The following is a 13786-nucleotide window of genomic DNA, read 5'->3' on the forward strand; positions in this document are numbered from 1 at the left end:
GCCGGTTTATCGAGCAGCGCTTATCGTAAGTAGTTCGATCGTCTGCTTGCCCGAAGCGATCAGATGTTTGCGCCATATGCGGCCGGCCAGTTCGGCGTCACGCACCTCAAATGCTGCCATCAGGTCGTCATGTTCTTGCATAGCCGCGTCACGTCGAGTGTCGTTCTTAAGGGCGATGAATCGCACCCTTTCAGCTTGCTGCGCCAACTTGCCGCGCTGCGCGCTGAGGATAGGATTACGGGCGAAGTCGACAATCCGGTCGTGGATACTGCGGTTCACCGCGAAATACTTCTTGCGCGAGGCATCGCCGGCATGATGTTGCATTTGTGCATGCAGATCCTGCAATTCGGCCAGATCCTCGTCGGTCATGCGTTCCGCAGCCAGTTCGGCGGCCAGCGCTTCAATGCCAGCGATGACCTCGAACAGGTCGCGTGTCTGCTGAACAGTCACGGGAGAGACGGTGGCGCCGCGGTTCGGCGTCAGCTCGATCAGGTTCTCGACGGCCAGAAGTTTGAGTGCCTCGCGCAACGGGGTGAGCGAAACGCCGATTTCTTCAGCTAGCAAGTTCACCGCCAGCTTCTGTCCCGGCTCAAGCTGGCCGGTGATGATCCGATCGCGCAAATCATCTGCCACCCTTTCGTGCAGTGGCTGCCGGCTGAGGCGAACCTTCCTGACCGGACCGGAACCAGACTGACTTGATACCTTGTTCATAACGACTCCTTTCAGGCACAGTCCTCGTGAGCGATGCGCGAAGCAAGCGCCTTGCTGAGTCCGATCGAGGATTTTTCAGCTGGTCTTGCGAAGCTGCCACGTCGCGCACCCAGCGGGCGCAGTGCGGCAAGCGTCGTTGCCTGCCGAACCGCAGCCTGCGCGCAATCCACGACCGGAACCGGGATTCGGGACTGCACCTGCGCGCCCAAACCCGACAGCGGCGCTCCGGCAAGGACGATCACATCGGCACTGTCCTCATCAATTGCGCGCATGGCCAGCTCAACCAGCAGGTCGGCCTTTTCAGCCTGCACCTCCGAGATTGACTTGAACGCCCCGTCCAGCATCCGAATGCCCGCGCAGCGCCCTGACAAACCGTGCCAGTCCACGCATTCCTGATACCATGGCCCCAGCGCTTGCGCGAAGGTCACAATGGAAAACCGGCGCCCCAGCATACAGGCGGTCAGCATCCCCGCCTCGGCCAGGCCGACCACGGGGATATCGAAGAGTTCGCGCGCGGCTCCAAGTCCGGGATCGCCGAAGGCGGCAACAATGGCGGCATCATAGTCCTGATGCCGTTCGGCCAAAATCTCCAGAACGGACAGCCCGCCGACCAAAGCTTCGGTCCTGGTGGAAATATAAGGGACACCGCTCTCGGCGGTAACGCTGTCAAGCGTTGCATCCGGCGGCAGGACAGATCTGGCCGCAGCGGTCAGAAGATCGGTCAAGGCTTGGGTCGTGTTGGGATTTATTAGCAGTATTTTCATTTTTCAGTCTTCTTAATGGAGGTCAGTAGCCAAGCACGCGGGGCAGCCATGTCACGATCCCGGGGAAGATCAGGCACAGGATCAGCACGGCATATTGCACCGCCACGTAGGGCCAGACATTGCGGATCAGATCGCTCATCGATACGCGGGTGATGCCGCTCATGACGAAGAGCACCACGCCCACTGGGGGTGTCATCATCCCGATGACGAGGTTGAAAACGAACAGAAACCCAAACAGCAGCGGATCTATTCCAAAGGTTCCCGCCACCGGCGCAAAGATCGGCACCAGCATGATGTAGGCGGCATTCGATTCAATAAACATTCCGACGACGATCAGCAGCGACATCACAAGCAACAGGAACACGGTTGGGTTTTTGGTGATCGCCTGAAGGAAGTCCGCCATCGCCGCAGGCACCATGTCGATAGTGAACAGGAACGTCACTCCGGCGGCAAAGGCGATCAGCGCTCCAACCATCGCGGCCCCGATCGCAGCCTGAAACAGAGCTGGAAAAAGATCAGAAATCTTAAGTTCACGGGTGACGAAGAGTCCCACGATCACGGCATATGCCACTGCGATGCCCGCACCTTCGGTCGGAGTGAACACACCGCCCACAATTCCGCCGACAACCACTACCGGCATGACTAAAATTGGCAACGCGCGCCAGGCCTCTGTAAGAGCGTTTCGGAAAGAGAAGGCGTCTCCGCTCAGCTTGAAGCCTTTGCGAACCGACAGATACGATGCAACGGCCATAAACCCGATGGTCAGAAGGATACCGGGTATTACACCAGCCATGAACAAACCGCCCACAGACACTGTCGACCCAGCCATGAGCGCATAGACGATCATGGCGTTCGACGGCGGAATGATTGCCCCCAAGTTGGCAGCCGATGCCACGACGGCGCTGGAATAGCCGTCATCATAGGTTTTGCGCATCGCAGGCACCAAGGTTGAGCCAAGGGCCGACGCCGAAGCCACGGCCGCACCAGACACCGCCGCAAGCATCATTCCGGACACGATGGCAACATGCGCCAAGCCCCCGTGGACCCGGCCAACGAGCGCATTGGCGAAATGGATCATGCGGGTCATGATTCCGGCGCGAACCATCAGTTCACCTGCCAGCATGAATAGCGGAATAGCCATCAGCGGAAAGCTGTCCACCGCGTGCATCATGCGCTGCGGGAGAACGCTCAGTTCGATACCGCCGACCATAAGGCCACCAAGCGAGGCCAACCCCAGCGCAAAGGCAAGAGGCATTCCCAATAGCGCGAGAGCGAAGAAAATGACGATTGCAGCAATGGTCATGGACGGGGTTCCTCTTCCCATGTTTTGCTCCCGCCCCAGGCCAGCAGGGCGAGGTGCAGCAAGCTGTGGATCGCGGCGAACAGGACCGCGATGTAGTAGACGGCGGCGGTCAGGTTCAGGGTCGGCATCATCTCTGGCAAGGTGTAGACGGTGACATCCCAAGCGAACCAGAAGATCACCGCCATCAGCCCCGCTCCCAACATCGCCGCCAGCCGGAACAGAAAATCCTGCACGGATTCCGAGAATCGAACGACAAGCGCATCGATCCCCACATGCACACCGCGCCGGATACCGTGCGGAATCGCCAGAAACATCGCCCATACAAAGGCCAGCCGCGCCACCTCCTCGGACCAATCGATCGCGCTGGAGAATGCGTAGCGAAAGACCACCTGCGTCACGACCAGAATGGTCATCACCGCCATCGCAATAATCACCGCGTATTTCGTCACGCGGTCCACCCTGTCCAGTGCCGCGCGGACCCGGATGAATGTCGGCCCCTCTTGCGAGGGGCCGGAACCTTGCGACAGGGCGGTCATTCTGCGCCCGCTTCTTTCAGCACCAGATCGATGAGATCGCTGCCAATACGTTCTTTTAGTTCAACGACGACCGGCTGGCTGCGCGCGCGTAGGTCCGCACGTGTCTCGTCGCTCATAGGGGTAAAGGTCATGCCCGCATCAATCAGCGCCTGCTTGGACTGCTCGTCTTCTGCGGCGGCTTTTTCACGCTGCCAGGCAATCGCATCGGCGGCGGCCTCCCTCACGGCAGTCTTCTGGTCTTCGGACAGCCCGTCGAACTTCCGTTTGTTGGCGACCAGAACGATGTAGTCAAAGAAGTGGCCAGAATCTGACAGATGTGTCTGCACCTCGGAGAAATTGCGGGATGCGATGATCGAATACGGGTTTTCCTGGCCATCCAATACGCCCTGCTGCAGGGCGGAATAGACCTCGGAAATGCCCATGGAAACCGGATTTGCGCCAATAGCGCGGAACGTGCCCAGATGGGTTTCGTTAGGTTGTAGCCGGATCTTCAGGCCTTCGAAGTCTTCAACCGTTTTGATCGGCCGAACGCTGTTGGTCACGTTGCGGGATCCCAGTTCCATCCACCCAAGGGACACAAATCCCTTCTCAGCCAACTTCTCGTTCAGCACCTCGCCTGCCTGCCCATCAATCACGCGGAACGCGGTTTCCCTATTGGGATAGGCGAAGGGCAATGAAACCGCTTCAAGCTCGGGCACGGTGCGCGACAGATATGCCGACCCGATCCAGGTGCCGAACACAACGCCAGAGCGCACTTGGTCCACGTTTTCCTTCGCGCCCCCGAGCTGCATCGCCGGAAAGTTCTCGATCGTAAGATCGCCGCCGGTCAGGTCAGCGACAGCTTTCGCAAACCTTTCCATCGCGACAGAACTGGAATGGGCCACGGGAAAGTTCCCGGCAAGGCGCAGGGTTTCGGCGCCGGACGGTGTGGCGCTGACAAGGGCCAATGCGGTCGCACCGGCAACGGCGATGGCAAGAAACGGTTTCATGAAAGTTCTCCCCTTAGGATGCAGAAGTCACGTCTTTGGTCATGAGACTTAGAGTTGTCGGAAACCATCAAGAAAGCAATAAAATATTTAATAAAAAATAATATATAGTGTATCACATTGTTTTTATGAAATTATATGCAGAATAATTTCCTGAAATAGACAGCAGAATTGAGAGATGGAAGGGGGGCTGGCTCATCCTAGCCATCATGGAGCGAAGATGAGCAAGAATCCGGTGAACCCGAAAGTCCAGGCTGAAAAGGCGGTCAAAGACACCCTCCGTGCGACCCGCAAGGCCCATGGCGCCGAAGAGAATTTCCGAATTGTCTTGGTCAACCCGCGCCGCGAGGACACCGGCCCAATACCGGGCAACACCTCGCAGTCCGTTAAATGACCATGGCAGACCAGCCGTGATCGCCTGTCCTCCAGCTTTTCCCTAGGAAAGGCAGCCATGAGCGCCGCCACTTCTGCTTGGATCGCCTGTTCGATCAGTTTGCGCGCCCCACACCGGTGGGCGTCGTTGAACAGGTCGATGTAAAACCCGATGGATCGGGCACTTGGGTGATGGTAATCTTTAACATGTTGCATATCCTCTTCTCAGCAGAGAATTGACGGCGTCTGAACACCGCCATGATATGCCGCGCCTGAGCGCATCACCAACTTTCACGCGTTTCTCGCCTAATCCGAAAACTGCACCGCGTATAGGGTCCGGTGAAACTTGATGCCTCACCTTAGCTAATCCACTTCGGTTGACGCTGGTCAAGAACGGACTCGCCAATTCAAGGTATATTCGCCTGATCATTTTGCAACGGGAGAATTATGTCATGGACTTTATTGGTGGACCTGGGGACGACATACTTATTGGCGGTGTGACCAACGATCGACTTGTGGGTCGTGCCGGAGACGACGAGCTTCGTGGGAATGAAGGCAACGACTGGATCGAGGGCGGAGCGGGCGAGGATCTGGCAGTCGGAGGAGAGGGTGACGACCGGATTTTCGGAGGTGCTGGAGATGACCAGATTTTCGGGAGTAGGGATGACATTCCGCTTGGTAGCGTCGATCAGGATTACCTTGATGGCGGCGCGGGCGATGACCAGATCTTTGGGAGCAGCGGCTCTGACCGACTGTTCGGCGGTTCTGGCAATGACGTTCTTGGTGGCTTGCGTGGCAATGACCTGGTTTTCGGGGGCAGCGGGAGGGATTCCCTTTATGGTGGGGATCAGGACGATGCCCTTTTTGGCGGCGCTGGCAATGACGACATTGACGGTGGCCGTGGCGAAGACCGTCTGTTCGGGGGGCAGGGCAAAGATGTTCTATTTGGTGCCGGACAGGATGATCTTCTGGATGGAGGCGGTGGCGATGATACGCTTGACGGCGGGTCCGGCGATGACCGTCTCAGGGGCGGCAAAGGCAATGATATTTTTGTGTTCGGGGCAAGTATGGGAGTTGACCTTGATACCATCCTCGACTTCACGCCCGGTAAGGACAGTCTGCGGTTCGAAGGCGGGACAGAAGTCGTCTCGATCAGTGATGATGGTAAAGACACGGTGATCCTGACCAACACGGACGGAACCGTTCGGGTGTTGAATGTCGATCCCGGCGATCTTGGTTACATCGAGATTGTTCCAGTCACCTCTCTGCTCCTCGCGGAACTCACGTCGCCAGTGACGGCAGCCGCCCAACTTTCGGCACCTGACGAAGGTGCAGGCAACTACGTGCTGAATGGCGGTGGAGGGAACGACACGCTTTACGGCGGGCCGGGCGACGACCGCTTGTCTGGTGGCAAAGGCAATGATGTCCTGATCGGAGGCCAAGGAAGCGATAGGATCTTTGGTGGCCAAGGCGACGATCAGATCGACGGCGGCGATGGCGCGAACAGGTTGTTCGGCAATGCGGGCAACGACTCTATCCTTGGTGACGGCGCGCTTTATGGCGGGAAGGGCGATGATACTCTTGTCGGTGGCCTGTGGTCTGACAATATTTTGGACGGTGGCGTCGGAAACGATAATCTCACCGGCGGGCGTGGAGGTGATCGGATGTTCGGGGGGGCCGGTGACGATATGCTTTACAGCGGTCGTGCGGGGGCAGACTTTTTGGATGGCGGCGCGGGAAATGATACCCTTATTGGCGGACGCGATAGCACCGTCAGGGTATATGGCGGTGCCGGAAATGACGTCTTGTCCACGGGGCGCGCTGGCGAAAACCGACTTTATGGCGGAAGCGGCAACGACGAGCTTTACGCAGGCAGAGGGCAAGATAAGCTTCACGGTGGCGCGGGCGATGATCGGCTGGAGGGTGGCGCAGGCGATGACCGGCTTGAAGGCGGATCGGGGGCAGATGTCTTTGTCTTTTCAGAACGCGGGCCACAAACTGATGTCATTACAGACTTCCAGTTGATGCAGGACACGATAAGGTTGGAATTCGTCGAGCTGTTGTCGATCGTTGATGATCATGGCGATGCCCTAGTCACCTACGGCTCGGTGGAATTTTCGGTCGAGGAGGCATGGATACGGGTGAAAGGGGTCAGTGCGGCGGATATCGCCGATCACATCGTAGAGGTCGATGCCGTAACCGCGGCACCGGACATTGTGTCTGCTTTTGATCCTTTGTTCGTGACGTGATGCGATCAAGGAGGCGATTCGTCCGTCTACGTCGTGAGCCTATTTCCTGGAGTAGGCCCGTGCGGCGGCAGGGCGCGTCGCTTATCCGACCGCGCATGTAAGGGGCGAGCGAAAGATATTCATTGCGCAGCAGCATCTGGCCTTTGCCGGGAGTTTGTGGATCCTCGGTTTCCAATCGCAGGGTGTCATCGTCGGGTTGGCCCTTGGGGTGCTCGGCCAGAACGGGCTTGTGGTGCTGGTTTGGGTCATTGGTGGTTTCCCGCCACACGAGCAGGAAAGAGCGAAGTCTTGGGGCAATCCCGCATCGGCGATGGGGATGCCTTTTGTCGCCACCGGCTTTCTGGGGTCCAAACCTCCATGTTGGGCGGATAGCCCGTCCCATGACTCCCAGACTCGATATGCGTCCCGCTGAGGCGGGACCTTGCTTTTGACCGTAATGGTGGCAGCAAAGCACTAAACTGACTGAAACCCACGGATTACGCTGTGGTGCTTTTGTCGAATGCTCTATTGCGGCGGATGCATCAAGGAATCGCGCAAGCTGACGTGTTTTGAATCTGTCTGGCGCAGATCAAGACCCTCGTGCAGGTCTTCAAGGTGACGTTTCATCAGGTCTTGCGTCATTTGCCCGTTGCCAGATTCAATCGCACCCAAAAGGGCGTGATGGGCGTCGCTTTCGCATAGAACGCCCTGCCTGCGCCAATATAGGGCGATGATCAAACTCGACCGCTCAACCAGGGATCTGACAATATTGGCGATGGTGTGCTGGTCGGCGATTTTGGCAATCTCGATGTGGAATTTGCCCGACAGCGCCAATGCGCGCCCCCTGTCACCGGCTGCGATGGCCTCGTGCTCATCTGCGATGTGCTGGCGCAGCAGCGTGATGTCTTGCGGTGTCGCGCGCACTGCGGCGGCCTCTGCCGTGCGCGGCTCAATCAATACCCGCGCCTCGAATACTTCATCCGCCTCGCGGGGGGTCGGGCTGGCGACAAAGGCACCGCGATTGCGCTTGATGTCGACCAGTTGATCATGCGCCAGTGACTGAAGGGCACTGCGCACGATTGTGCGGGATACGCCATAGATCTCGCCCAGTTCATCTTCGCCGAGCTTCATCCCCGGCGACAGACGATGTTCGTGGATAGCGGCGGACAGACATTGCGCCACGGCGTGGGACGACATTCCACCGTCCGTTGAGGAAATGACAGGTATGGATGTTTTCATGACAGCGTCCTTGCTGTGTCTTCTGTGCCCGCGCAAGCGGTGTGCGGCAATCCCAAAACATCCCGTATCCCAATCAGTGTATTATTGTATACAATTTATGTCCTAAATTGTAGGCAATCTCTGCGATTTTAGCGGAAACATTCACCGATACCGTGAATGGCATGAAGCGCCGGACGGCATTTTATTGCGACAGGCCCCCCAAGGCTTCTTTGTTGGAATCATCAACCACGGGGGCCAAATGAACATCGTCATTCAGGATCTGGAACTGGTTAATGTGACCAAGCGCTATGGCACAACCATCGCCGTAAACGCTGTCAGTCACCATTTTTGCCCCGCCAGCTATACTTGTCTGCTGGGCCCATCGGGCTGTGGAAAATCCTCGACCCTGCGGATGATCGCGGGGCACGAAACGATCAGTGACGGGTCGATCCTGCTGGCGCACCGCGATATTTCGCATCTGCCGCCCGCCAAGCGCGGCACGGCGATGATGTTCCAGAACTATGCCTTGTTCCCGCACCTCAGCGTCGCCGACAACGTGGCGTTCAGCCTTAAGATGAAGGGCGTGGACGCGAAGGACCGCCGTGCCAAGGCAGCTGAGATGCTGGAACTGGTCGACCTGACCACCCTTGCCGACCGCCTGCCAGATCAGCTGTCCGGCGGCCAGCAGCAGCGCGTGGCCCTTGCGCGAGCGCTGATTACCCGGCCACAGGTGCTGTTGCTGGATGAACCCCTGTCGGCGCTGGACCCGTTCCTGCGTGTGCGTATGCGGACCGAGTTGCGCAATTTGCAAAAGGAACTGGGGATCAGTTTTGTCCATGTGACCCACGGCCAGGACGAAGCCCTTGCGCTGGCGGACGAGATTGTCGTGATGAACAACGCCGTGATTGAGCAGGCGGGACCGGCGCGCGACGTGTTCAATGCGCCGCGCACCCGCTTTGTCGCGCAGTTTATGGGCGGCCACAACGTGATAGCGTTGCCGCAGGGCCACTATGCGATCAGGTCGGACGCGGTGCAGGTCACCGCGCCTGATGCGGGCCAGTTCGACGCCTATGTCACCGCCATTGAATATCAGGGCACCCACGTCAGTGTGCTGTCCCGTATTGCCGGCGATCAGGAGGTCACAGCCCTTGTCCCTGATGCCTCCTATTTCAACGCCCCGCATCACCCCGGCGATCGCATTGGCCTGACATGGGATGCCAAGAACCTTCATCAACTGACGGCGTGAAACGCCGCGTAAACCTAGCAGAGAGAGACGTCATGACAGAGACTACAAAACTATCCCGCCGCAACCTTCTGAAGGGCGCGACCGCCACAGCTGCATTCGCCGCGAGCACGACCCTTGGCGCTCCAATGATCTGGGCGCAGAACATCAAGAACATCACCTTGCGCCAGTTCGGCACCGGTGTGTCGAACCTGAACGAAGTCGCCGCCAAGGTGAAAGAAGACCTTGGCTTTACGCTGGAAATGACGGCGCTGGATACCGACAGCGTGACCCAGCGTGCTGCGACGCAGCCGAACAGTTTCGACATCGCCGACATCGAGTATTTCATCTGCAAGAAGGTCTGGGCCGCAGGTAACCTGCAGGCGATGGACACCAGTAAGCTGACCAATTACGACAAGATTGTCGGGATATTCCGATCCGGCAAGCTGAGCGCCGACAGCGTGATCGCGCAGGGCACGGCACCGCACACGGTCGGTTTCACGACCGGCCAGAACGGGACCGAATTCGTGCAGGAGGAATCCGGCTGGATGACGCTGATCCCTACAATTTACAACGCCGACACATTGGGCATCCGCCCCGATTTGATCGGTCGTCCGATCAGCAAATGGTCCGAATTGCTGAACCCCGAATTCAAGGGGAAGGCGTCGATCCTCGATATCTCGTCCATCGGGATCATGGATATGGCGATGGTCGTGGAATCGATGGGCGAATACACCTATCCCGACAAGGGCAACATGACTCGCGCCGAAATTGACATGACCATAGGCATCTTCACCGAGGCCAAGAAGAACGGCCAGTTCCGCGCCTTCTGGAAGTCGTTCGACGAAAGCGTCAACCTGATGGCGTCGGGTGAAGTCGTGATCCAGTCGATGTGGTCGCCCGCTATCACCGCCGTGAAATCGCGCGGCATCGACTGCGTGTATCAGCCGCTGGAAGAAGGCTATCGCAGCTGGGGTGGCGGATTGGGCATTTCCGGCGCGCTGTCCGGGATCGAACTGGATGCGGCCTACGAATATATCAACTGGTACCTGTCCGGCTGGGTCGGCGGCTTCCTGATGCGGCAGGGATATTATTCCGCTGTGCCGGCCACGTCGAAAGAATTCATGTCTGAAAACGAATGGGGCTACTGGTTCGAGGGCATGCAAGCCACCGACGTCATCACCTCGCCGCAGGGCGATCCTCTGGCTCAGGTGGGTGCCACCCGCGACGGCGGATCTTTCGATGAACGGATGGGGTCTGTGGCCTGCTGGAATTCCGTTATGGACGAGAACCAATACATGGTCCGCAAATGGAACGAGTTCATCGCTGCGTGATGAATTTTGTGGCGTGCGTGTCCTGTTACACGCACGCCATCTTTTCCCGAAAGGCATGACATGCAAGCAAGACCCAACCTGATCGGCTGGCTGATGGTGTCGCCACTGGCGCTTGTGCTGGCCGTGTTCCTTGTGCTGCCGATCATCCTGATCGGTATCGTCAGCTTCTGGACGGCGACCGAATTCAGCATAGTTCCCGCGTTTTCCATGGAAAACTACGATTTCCTATTTGGATCGCCGGTCACCTATCGCGTGTTCCTGAACACCTTCAAATACGCGGCGGTCACGTGGGGGCTGACGTTTGTGATCGGGTTCACGGTTGCCTATTACCTTGCATTCCACATCCGAACCCAAACCTGGCAGATTGCGCTGTTCCTGCTGTGCACAATCCCGTTCTGGACCAGCAACATCATTCGGATGATTTCGTGGATCCCGTTTCTGGGCCGCAACGGGATCGCCAATTCGGCGCTGATCTCTTGGGGGGTGGTGGATGAACCGCTGGAGTGGCTGTTGTTCAGCGACTTTGCCGTCATCCTTGCCTTCGTGCATCTTTACACGCTGTTCATGGTCGTCCCGATCTTCAACACAATGATGCGCATCGACAAGTCCCTGATCGAGGCGGCGCGGGATGCAGGGGCCACCGCTCCGCAGATCCTGTGGAACGTCATCCTGCCTTTGACCAAGCCCGGCATCATGATCGGCACGATTTTCGTTGTGACCCTTGTGATGGGTGACTTCATCACGGTGCGTTTTATGAGCGGGTCACAATCCGCCAACGTCGGCCGGTTGATCTCGAACGACATCGCGCTGCTGCAATACCCCAGCGCCTCGGCCACGGCGATCGTCCTGCTGGCGACCGTGCTGATCGTGATCGGCATCCTGCTGCGCTTTGTCGATATTCGAAAGGAACTCTGATGGAACCGCGTCCCCGGTCCTTCTATGTGCTTACCGCGTTCTTCGCGCTGTTCATGCTTTTCCTTTACGGCCCCACGATTACCATCGCGATCTTGTCGTTCCAGGGGCCCGGCGGCGGGTTGACCTTTCCGATGCGCGGCGTGTCGACCTATTGGTTCCGTGACCTGTTTCAGGTGCAAGCCGTCGGCGACATCTGGGGCAGCTTCAGCCGATCCATCGTGCTGGGTCTGATGGTCATGGTCACGACCGTCGTTGTGTCCGTCATGGGTGGCCTTGCCTTTCGCAAGCGGTTCAAGGGGTCTGCGATCCTGTTCTACCTGATCATCACAGCGCTGGTGATCCCGTCAATTCTGATCTCGCTCGGCGTAGGCTTGATGTTCAGCCAAGCAAACCTGACAGTCCATTGGGCCACCTCCGGCTTTGGGGCACAACTGACCTGGACGCTGCCATTCGGTCTGCTGATCATGTTCGCCGTCTTCAACCGGTTTGATAAAAGCTACGAGGAAGCCGCCCGCGATCTTGGGGCCACGCCGTGGCAGACCCTGCGCTATGTCGTCCTGCCGATCATCGGGCCTAGCCTGATCGGGGTCGCGTTGTTCGGCTTCACTTTGTCCTACGACGAATTCGCCCGCACGTTGTTGACGGCGGGCAGCTACAACACCCTGCCGCTGGAAATCTATGGCATGACGACCAATGTGACCTCGCCGGTGCTTTATGCGCTGGGAACGCTTACCACTCTATTTTCATTGGCTATCATAGGTGTGTTTCTGGGCATCGCCCTCTTAGGGGCCAGACGCCGGGCACGGGCCGTTTCAGATGCGGGCAAGGGGCTTTTGTGATCGTCATCATCAACCCCAACAGCACGGTTTCCATGACAGAATCCTTGCTGTCAACCGCCCGCGCCGAACTGCCTGACGCCCGGATCGAAGGCTGGACGTCTCATGATGGCCCGCCCGCCATCCAAGGGCCAGAGGACGGCGCCGCCTGCATCCCGCCGCTGTTGGCCCTCGTGCAAAAGGCAAGGCTGGCCGGCGCCAGAACCGTCATCATCGGCTGTTTCGATGATACGGGACTTACCGAGGCGCGCGCCTTGGTCGACTGTCCCGTTATCGGTATAGGAGAGGCCGCCTACGCCAAGGCCGCGCGTCTGGGCCGGTTCAGCGTGGTGACGACCCTTGCCGCGTCCGTCCCGGTGCTGGAGGCCAACATTGCAGCCCTTGGCCTTGCCCCCCATTGCGCGCGGGTCCGCGCAAGCGGCGTTCCGGTGTTGGACCTTGAAACGTATCCCGCCACCGCGATCGCCCGTGTTCTGGCCGAGGCACAGGCGGCCTTGGCGCAGGACGACATCCGCGCCGTCGTCCTTGGGTGTGCGGGCATGGTGCATGTCGCGGCATGTGCGCCTGATTTCCAGGTGCCGCTGATCGACGGCCTGCGCGCGGCGCTGGAAAGGACGAAACGTTGATGACAGATCCAGTGACCCAAGCGAAACAGGTGGTAGAAGCCTACCTCGAATGTTCCATGATCCCCGATCCCAAGGGGGCGGCGGCCTTTGTGGCCGAAGGGCTGCGCATCACCTTCACCGGGGGGCGCGCGTTTACCGCCCCGGCGCAGGCGACGGCCTTTAATGCCAAGCGTTATGCCTGGGTGAAGAAGCGGTTCATCCGCACCGATGCGGCGCTGGACCCAAAGACAGGCGATGTCCACGTCTACAACACCGGCCACCTCTACGGTGCTTGGCCCGATGGGACACCGTTCGATGGCAACCGCTACATTGATATATTCACCGTGCGCGACGGGCTGATCGTCGCGACGCAGGTCTGGAACGATAGCGCTGAAATCCTGCTGGATCGCATAGGCCTGTCAGAGGCCCCCCTGTGACCCTGCCGACCCACGGTCGCTATGGGCCTGTCACGGTTTGATGCCGCTCCTTTGATAGCATTTACTGCAACAAAGGAGACCGACTATGGGCACAGCAAGAACAGATGAATTTCGCAAAGATGCGGTGCGGATCGCCTGAGCAGCGGGCTGACACGGCGACAAGTTGCGAATGATTTGGGCGTTGGGCTTTCGACGCTGAACAATGGGCGACAGCGCACCGCGACACGGATGTGGTGTCAGCCGAGGATCGCGACCGTGTCGGGATCGCACAGGCGGGACAGATCGCAAGTGCCTGCGCAAAATTTGACCCGGCACCGGC

At 58.6% G+C, this 13786-nt stretch carries 15 protein-coding genes and 1 pseudogene; 9 read left to right on the top strand and 7 right to left on the bottom strand.

Annotation, left to right across the window (positions count from 1 at the left end):
• Nucleotides 1-6 precede the first annotated feature (6 nt).
• From ACEN2R_RS11575 to ACEN2R_RS11595, 5 genes are read right to left on the bottom strand one after another with little or no spacing between them, the layout of a single operon-like run.
• Nucleotides 7-711 (bottom strand): GntR family transcriptional regulator, encoded by a 705-nt coding sequence (locus ACEN2R_RS11575; RefSeq protein ID WP_442042304.1) that lies wholly within the window; start codon nucleotides 709-711, stop codon nucleotides 7-9.
• An 11-nt stretch (nucleotides 712-722) separates the two neighbouring features.
• A complete protein-coding gene (locus ACEN2R_RS11580) occupies nucleotides 723-1475 on the bottom strand; it encodes an aspartate/glutamate racemase family protein (protein ID WP_442042306.1) in 753 nt (250 codons plus the stop codon).
• Between the two features lie 22 nt (nucleotides 1476-1497).
• Nucleotides 1498-2778 carry a TRAP transporter large permease gene (locus ACEN2R_RS11585; protein ID WP_442042308.1) on the bottom strand — a complete coding sequence of 427 codons (1281 nt, stop codon included), beginning with the start codon at nucleotides 2776-2778 and terminating at the stop codon, nucleotides 1498-1500.
• Nucleotides 2775-3314 (bottom strand): TRAP transporter small permease, encoded by a 540-nt coding sequence (locus ACEN2R_RS11590; RefSeq protein ID WP_442042310.1) that lies wholly within the window; start codon nucleotides 3312-3314, stop codon nucleotides 2775-2777. The genes ACEN2R_RS11585 and ACEN2R_RS11590 overlap by 4 nt, the downstream gene beginning before the upstream one ends.
• Nucleotides 3311-4303 carry a TRAP transporter substrate-binding protein gene (locus tag ACEN2R_RS11595; RefSeq protein WP_442042312.1) on the bottom strand — a complete coding sequence of 331 codons (993 nt, stop codon included), beginning with the start codon at nucleotides 4301-4303 and terminating at the stop codon, nucleotides 3311-3313. Before ACEN2R_RS11595 ends, ACEN2R_RS11590 begins: the two co-directional genes overlap by 4 nt.
• A 217-nt stretch (nucleotides 4304-4520) precedes the next feature.
• Here ACEN2R_RS11595 and ACEN2R_RS11600 point away from each other — a divergent pair, with 217 nt between their 5' ends.
• On the top strand, nucleotides 4521-4694 hold the full coding sequence (locus ACEN2R_RS11600; protein ID WP_442042314.1) for a hypothetical protein: 174 nt from the start codon (nucleotides 4521-4523) through the stop codon (nucleotides 4692-4694).
• Between the two features lie 430 nt (nucleotides 4695-5124).
• Entirely contained in the window at nucleotides 5125-6921 is a 1797-nt protein-coding gene (locus tag ACEN2R_RS11605) for a calcium-binding protein (protein WP_442042316.1), read from the top strand.
• Here the strand turns inward: ACEN2R_RS11605 and ACEN2R_RS11610 are convergent.
• Both ACEN2R_RS11610 and ACEN2R_RS11615 read right to left on the bottom strand, forming a co-directional pair.
• On the bottom strand, nucleotides 6824-7303 hold the full coding sequence (locus tag ACEN2R_RS11610) for a hypothetical protein (protein WP_442042318.1): 480 nt from the start codon (nucleotides 7301-7303) through the stop codon (nucleotides 6824-6826). The genes ACEN2R_RS11605 and ACEN2R_RS11610 overlap by 98 nt on opposite strands.
• A 122-nt stretch (nucleotides 7304-7425) precedes the next feature.
• On the bottom strand, nucleotides 7426-8139 hold the full coding sequence (locus ACEN2R_RS11615; protein ID WP_442042320.1) for a GntR family transcriptional regulator: 714 nt from the start codon (nucleotides 8137-8139) through the stop codon (nucleotides 7426-7428).
• A 238-nt stretch (nucleotides 8140-8377) separates the two neighbouring features.
• Between ACEN2R_RS11615 and ACEN2R_RS11620 the strand changes: the two genes are divergently transcribed.
• The 7 genes and pseudogenes from ACEN2R_RS11620 to ACEN2R_RS11650 all read left to right on the top strand — a co-directional run.
• Nucleotides 8378-9364 (top strand): ABC transporter ATP-binding protein, encoded by a 987-nt coding sequence (locus ACEN2R_RS11620; RefSeq protein WP_442042322.1) that lies wholly within the window; start codon nucleotides 8378-8380, stop codon nucleotides 9362-9364.
• Between the two features lie 32 nt (nucleotides 9365-9396).
• Nucleotides 9397-10674, top strand: coding sequence for an ABC transporter substrate-binding protein (locus tag ACEN2R_RS11625; RefSeq protein ID WP_442042324.1), 1278 nt, complete (start codon nucleotides 9397-9399; stop codon nucleotides 10672-10674).
• Nucleotides 10675-10734: 60 nt separating this feature from the next.
• A complete protein-coding gene (locus ACEN2R_RS11630) occupies nucleotides 10735-11589 on the top strand; it encodes an ABC transporter permease (RefSeq protein WP_442042326.1) in 855 nt (284 codons plus the stop codon).
• On the top strand, nucleotides 11589-12428 hold the full coding sequence (locus ACEN2R_RS11635) for an ABC transporter permease (protein WP_442042328.1): 840 nt from the start codon (nucleotides 11589-11591) through the stop codon (nucleotides 12426-12428). The genes ACEN2R_RS11630 and ACEN2R_RS11635 overlap by 1 nt, the downstream gene beginning before the upstream one ends.
• Complete coding sequence (locus tag ACEN2R_RS11640; protein ID WP_442042330.1) at nucleotides 12425-13051, top strand: aspartate/glutamate racemase family protein; 627 nt, start codon at nucleotides 12425-12427, stop codon at nucleotides 13049-13051. The genes ACEN2R_RS11635 and ACEN2R_RS11640 overlap by 4 nt, the downstream gene beginning before the upstream one ends.
• Complete coding sequence (locus ACEN2R_RS11645) at nucleotides 13051-13467, top strand: nuclear transport factor 2 family protein (RefSeq protein ID WP_442042331.1); 417 nt, start codon at nucleotides 13051-13053, stop codon at nucleotides 13465-13467. Before ACEN2R_RS11640 ends, ACEN2R_RS11645 begins: the two co-directional genes overlap by 1 nt.
• A gap of 85 nt (nucleotides 13468-13552) precedes the next feature.
• Nucleotides 13553-13715: pseudogene (locus ACEN2R_RS11650) on the top strand (transposase); the annotation flags it as partial.
• Nucleotides 13716-13786 lie beyond the last annotated feature (71 nt).

The organism is Pseudogemmobacter sp. W21_MBD1_M6 (assembly GCF_052119585.1).
Taxonomy (GTDB): domain Bacteria; phylum Pseudomonadota; class Alphaproteobacteria; order Rhodobacterales; family Rhodobacteraceae; genus JBGQOJ01.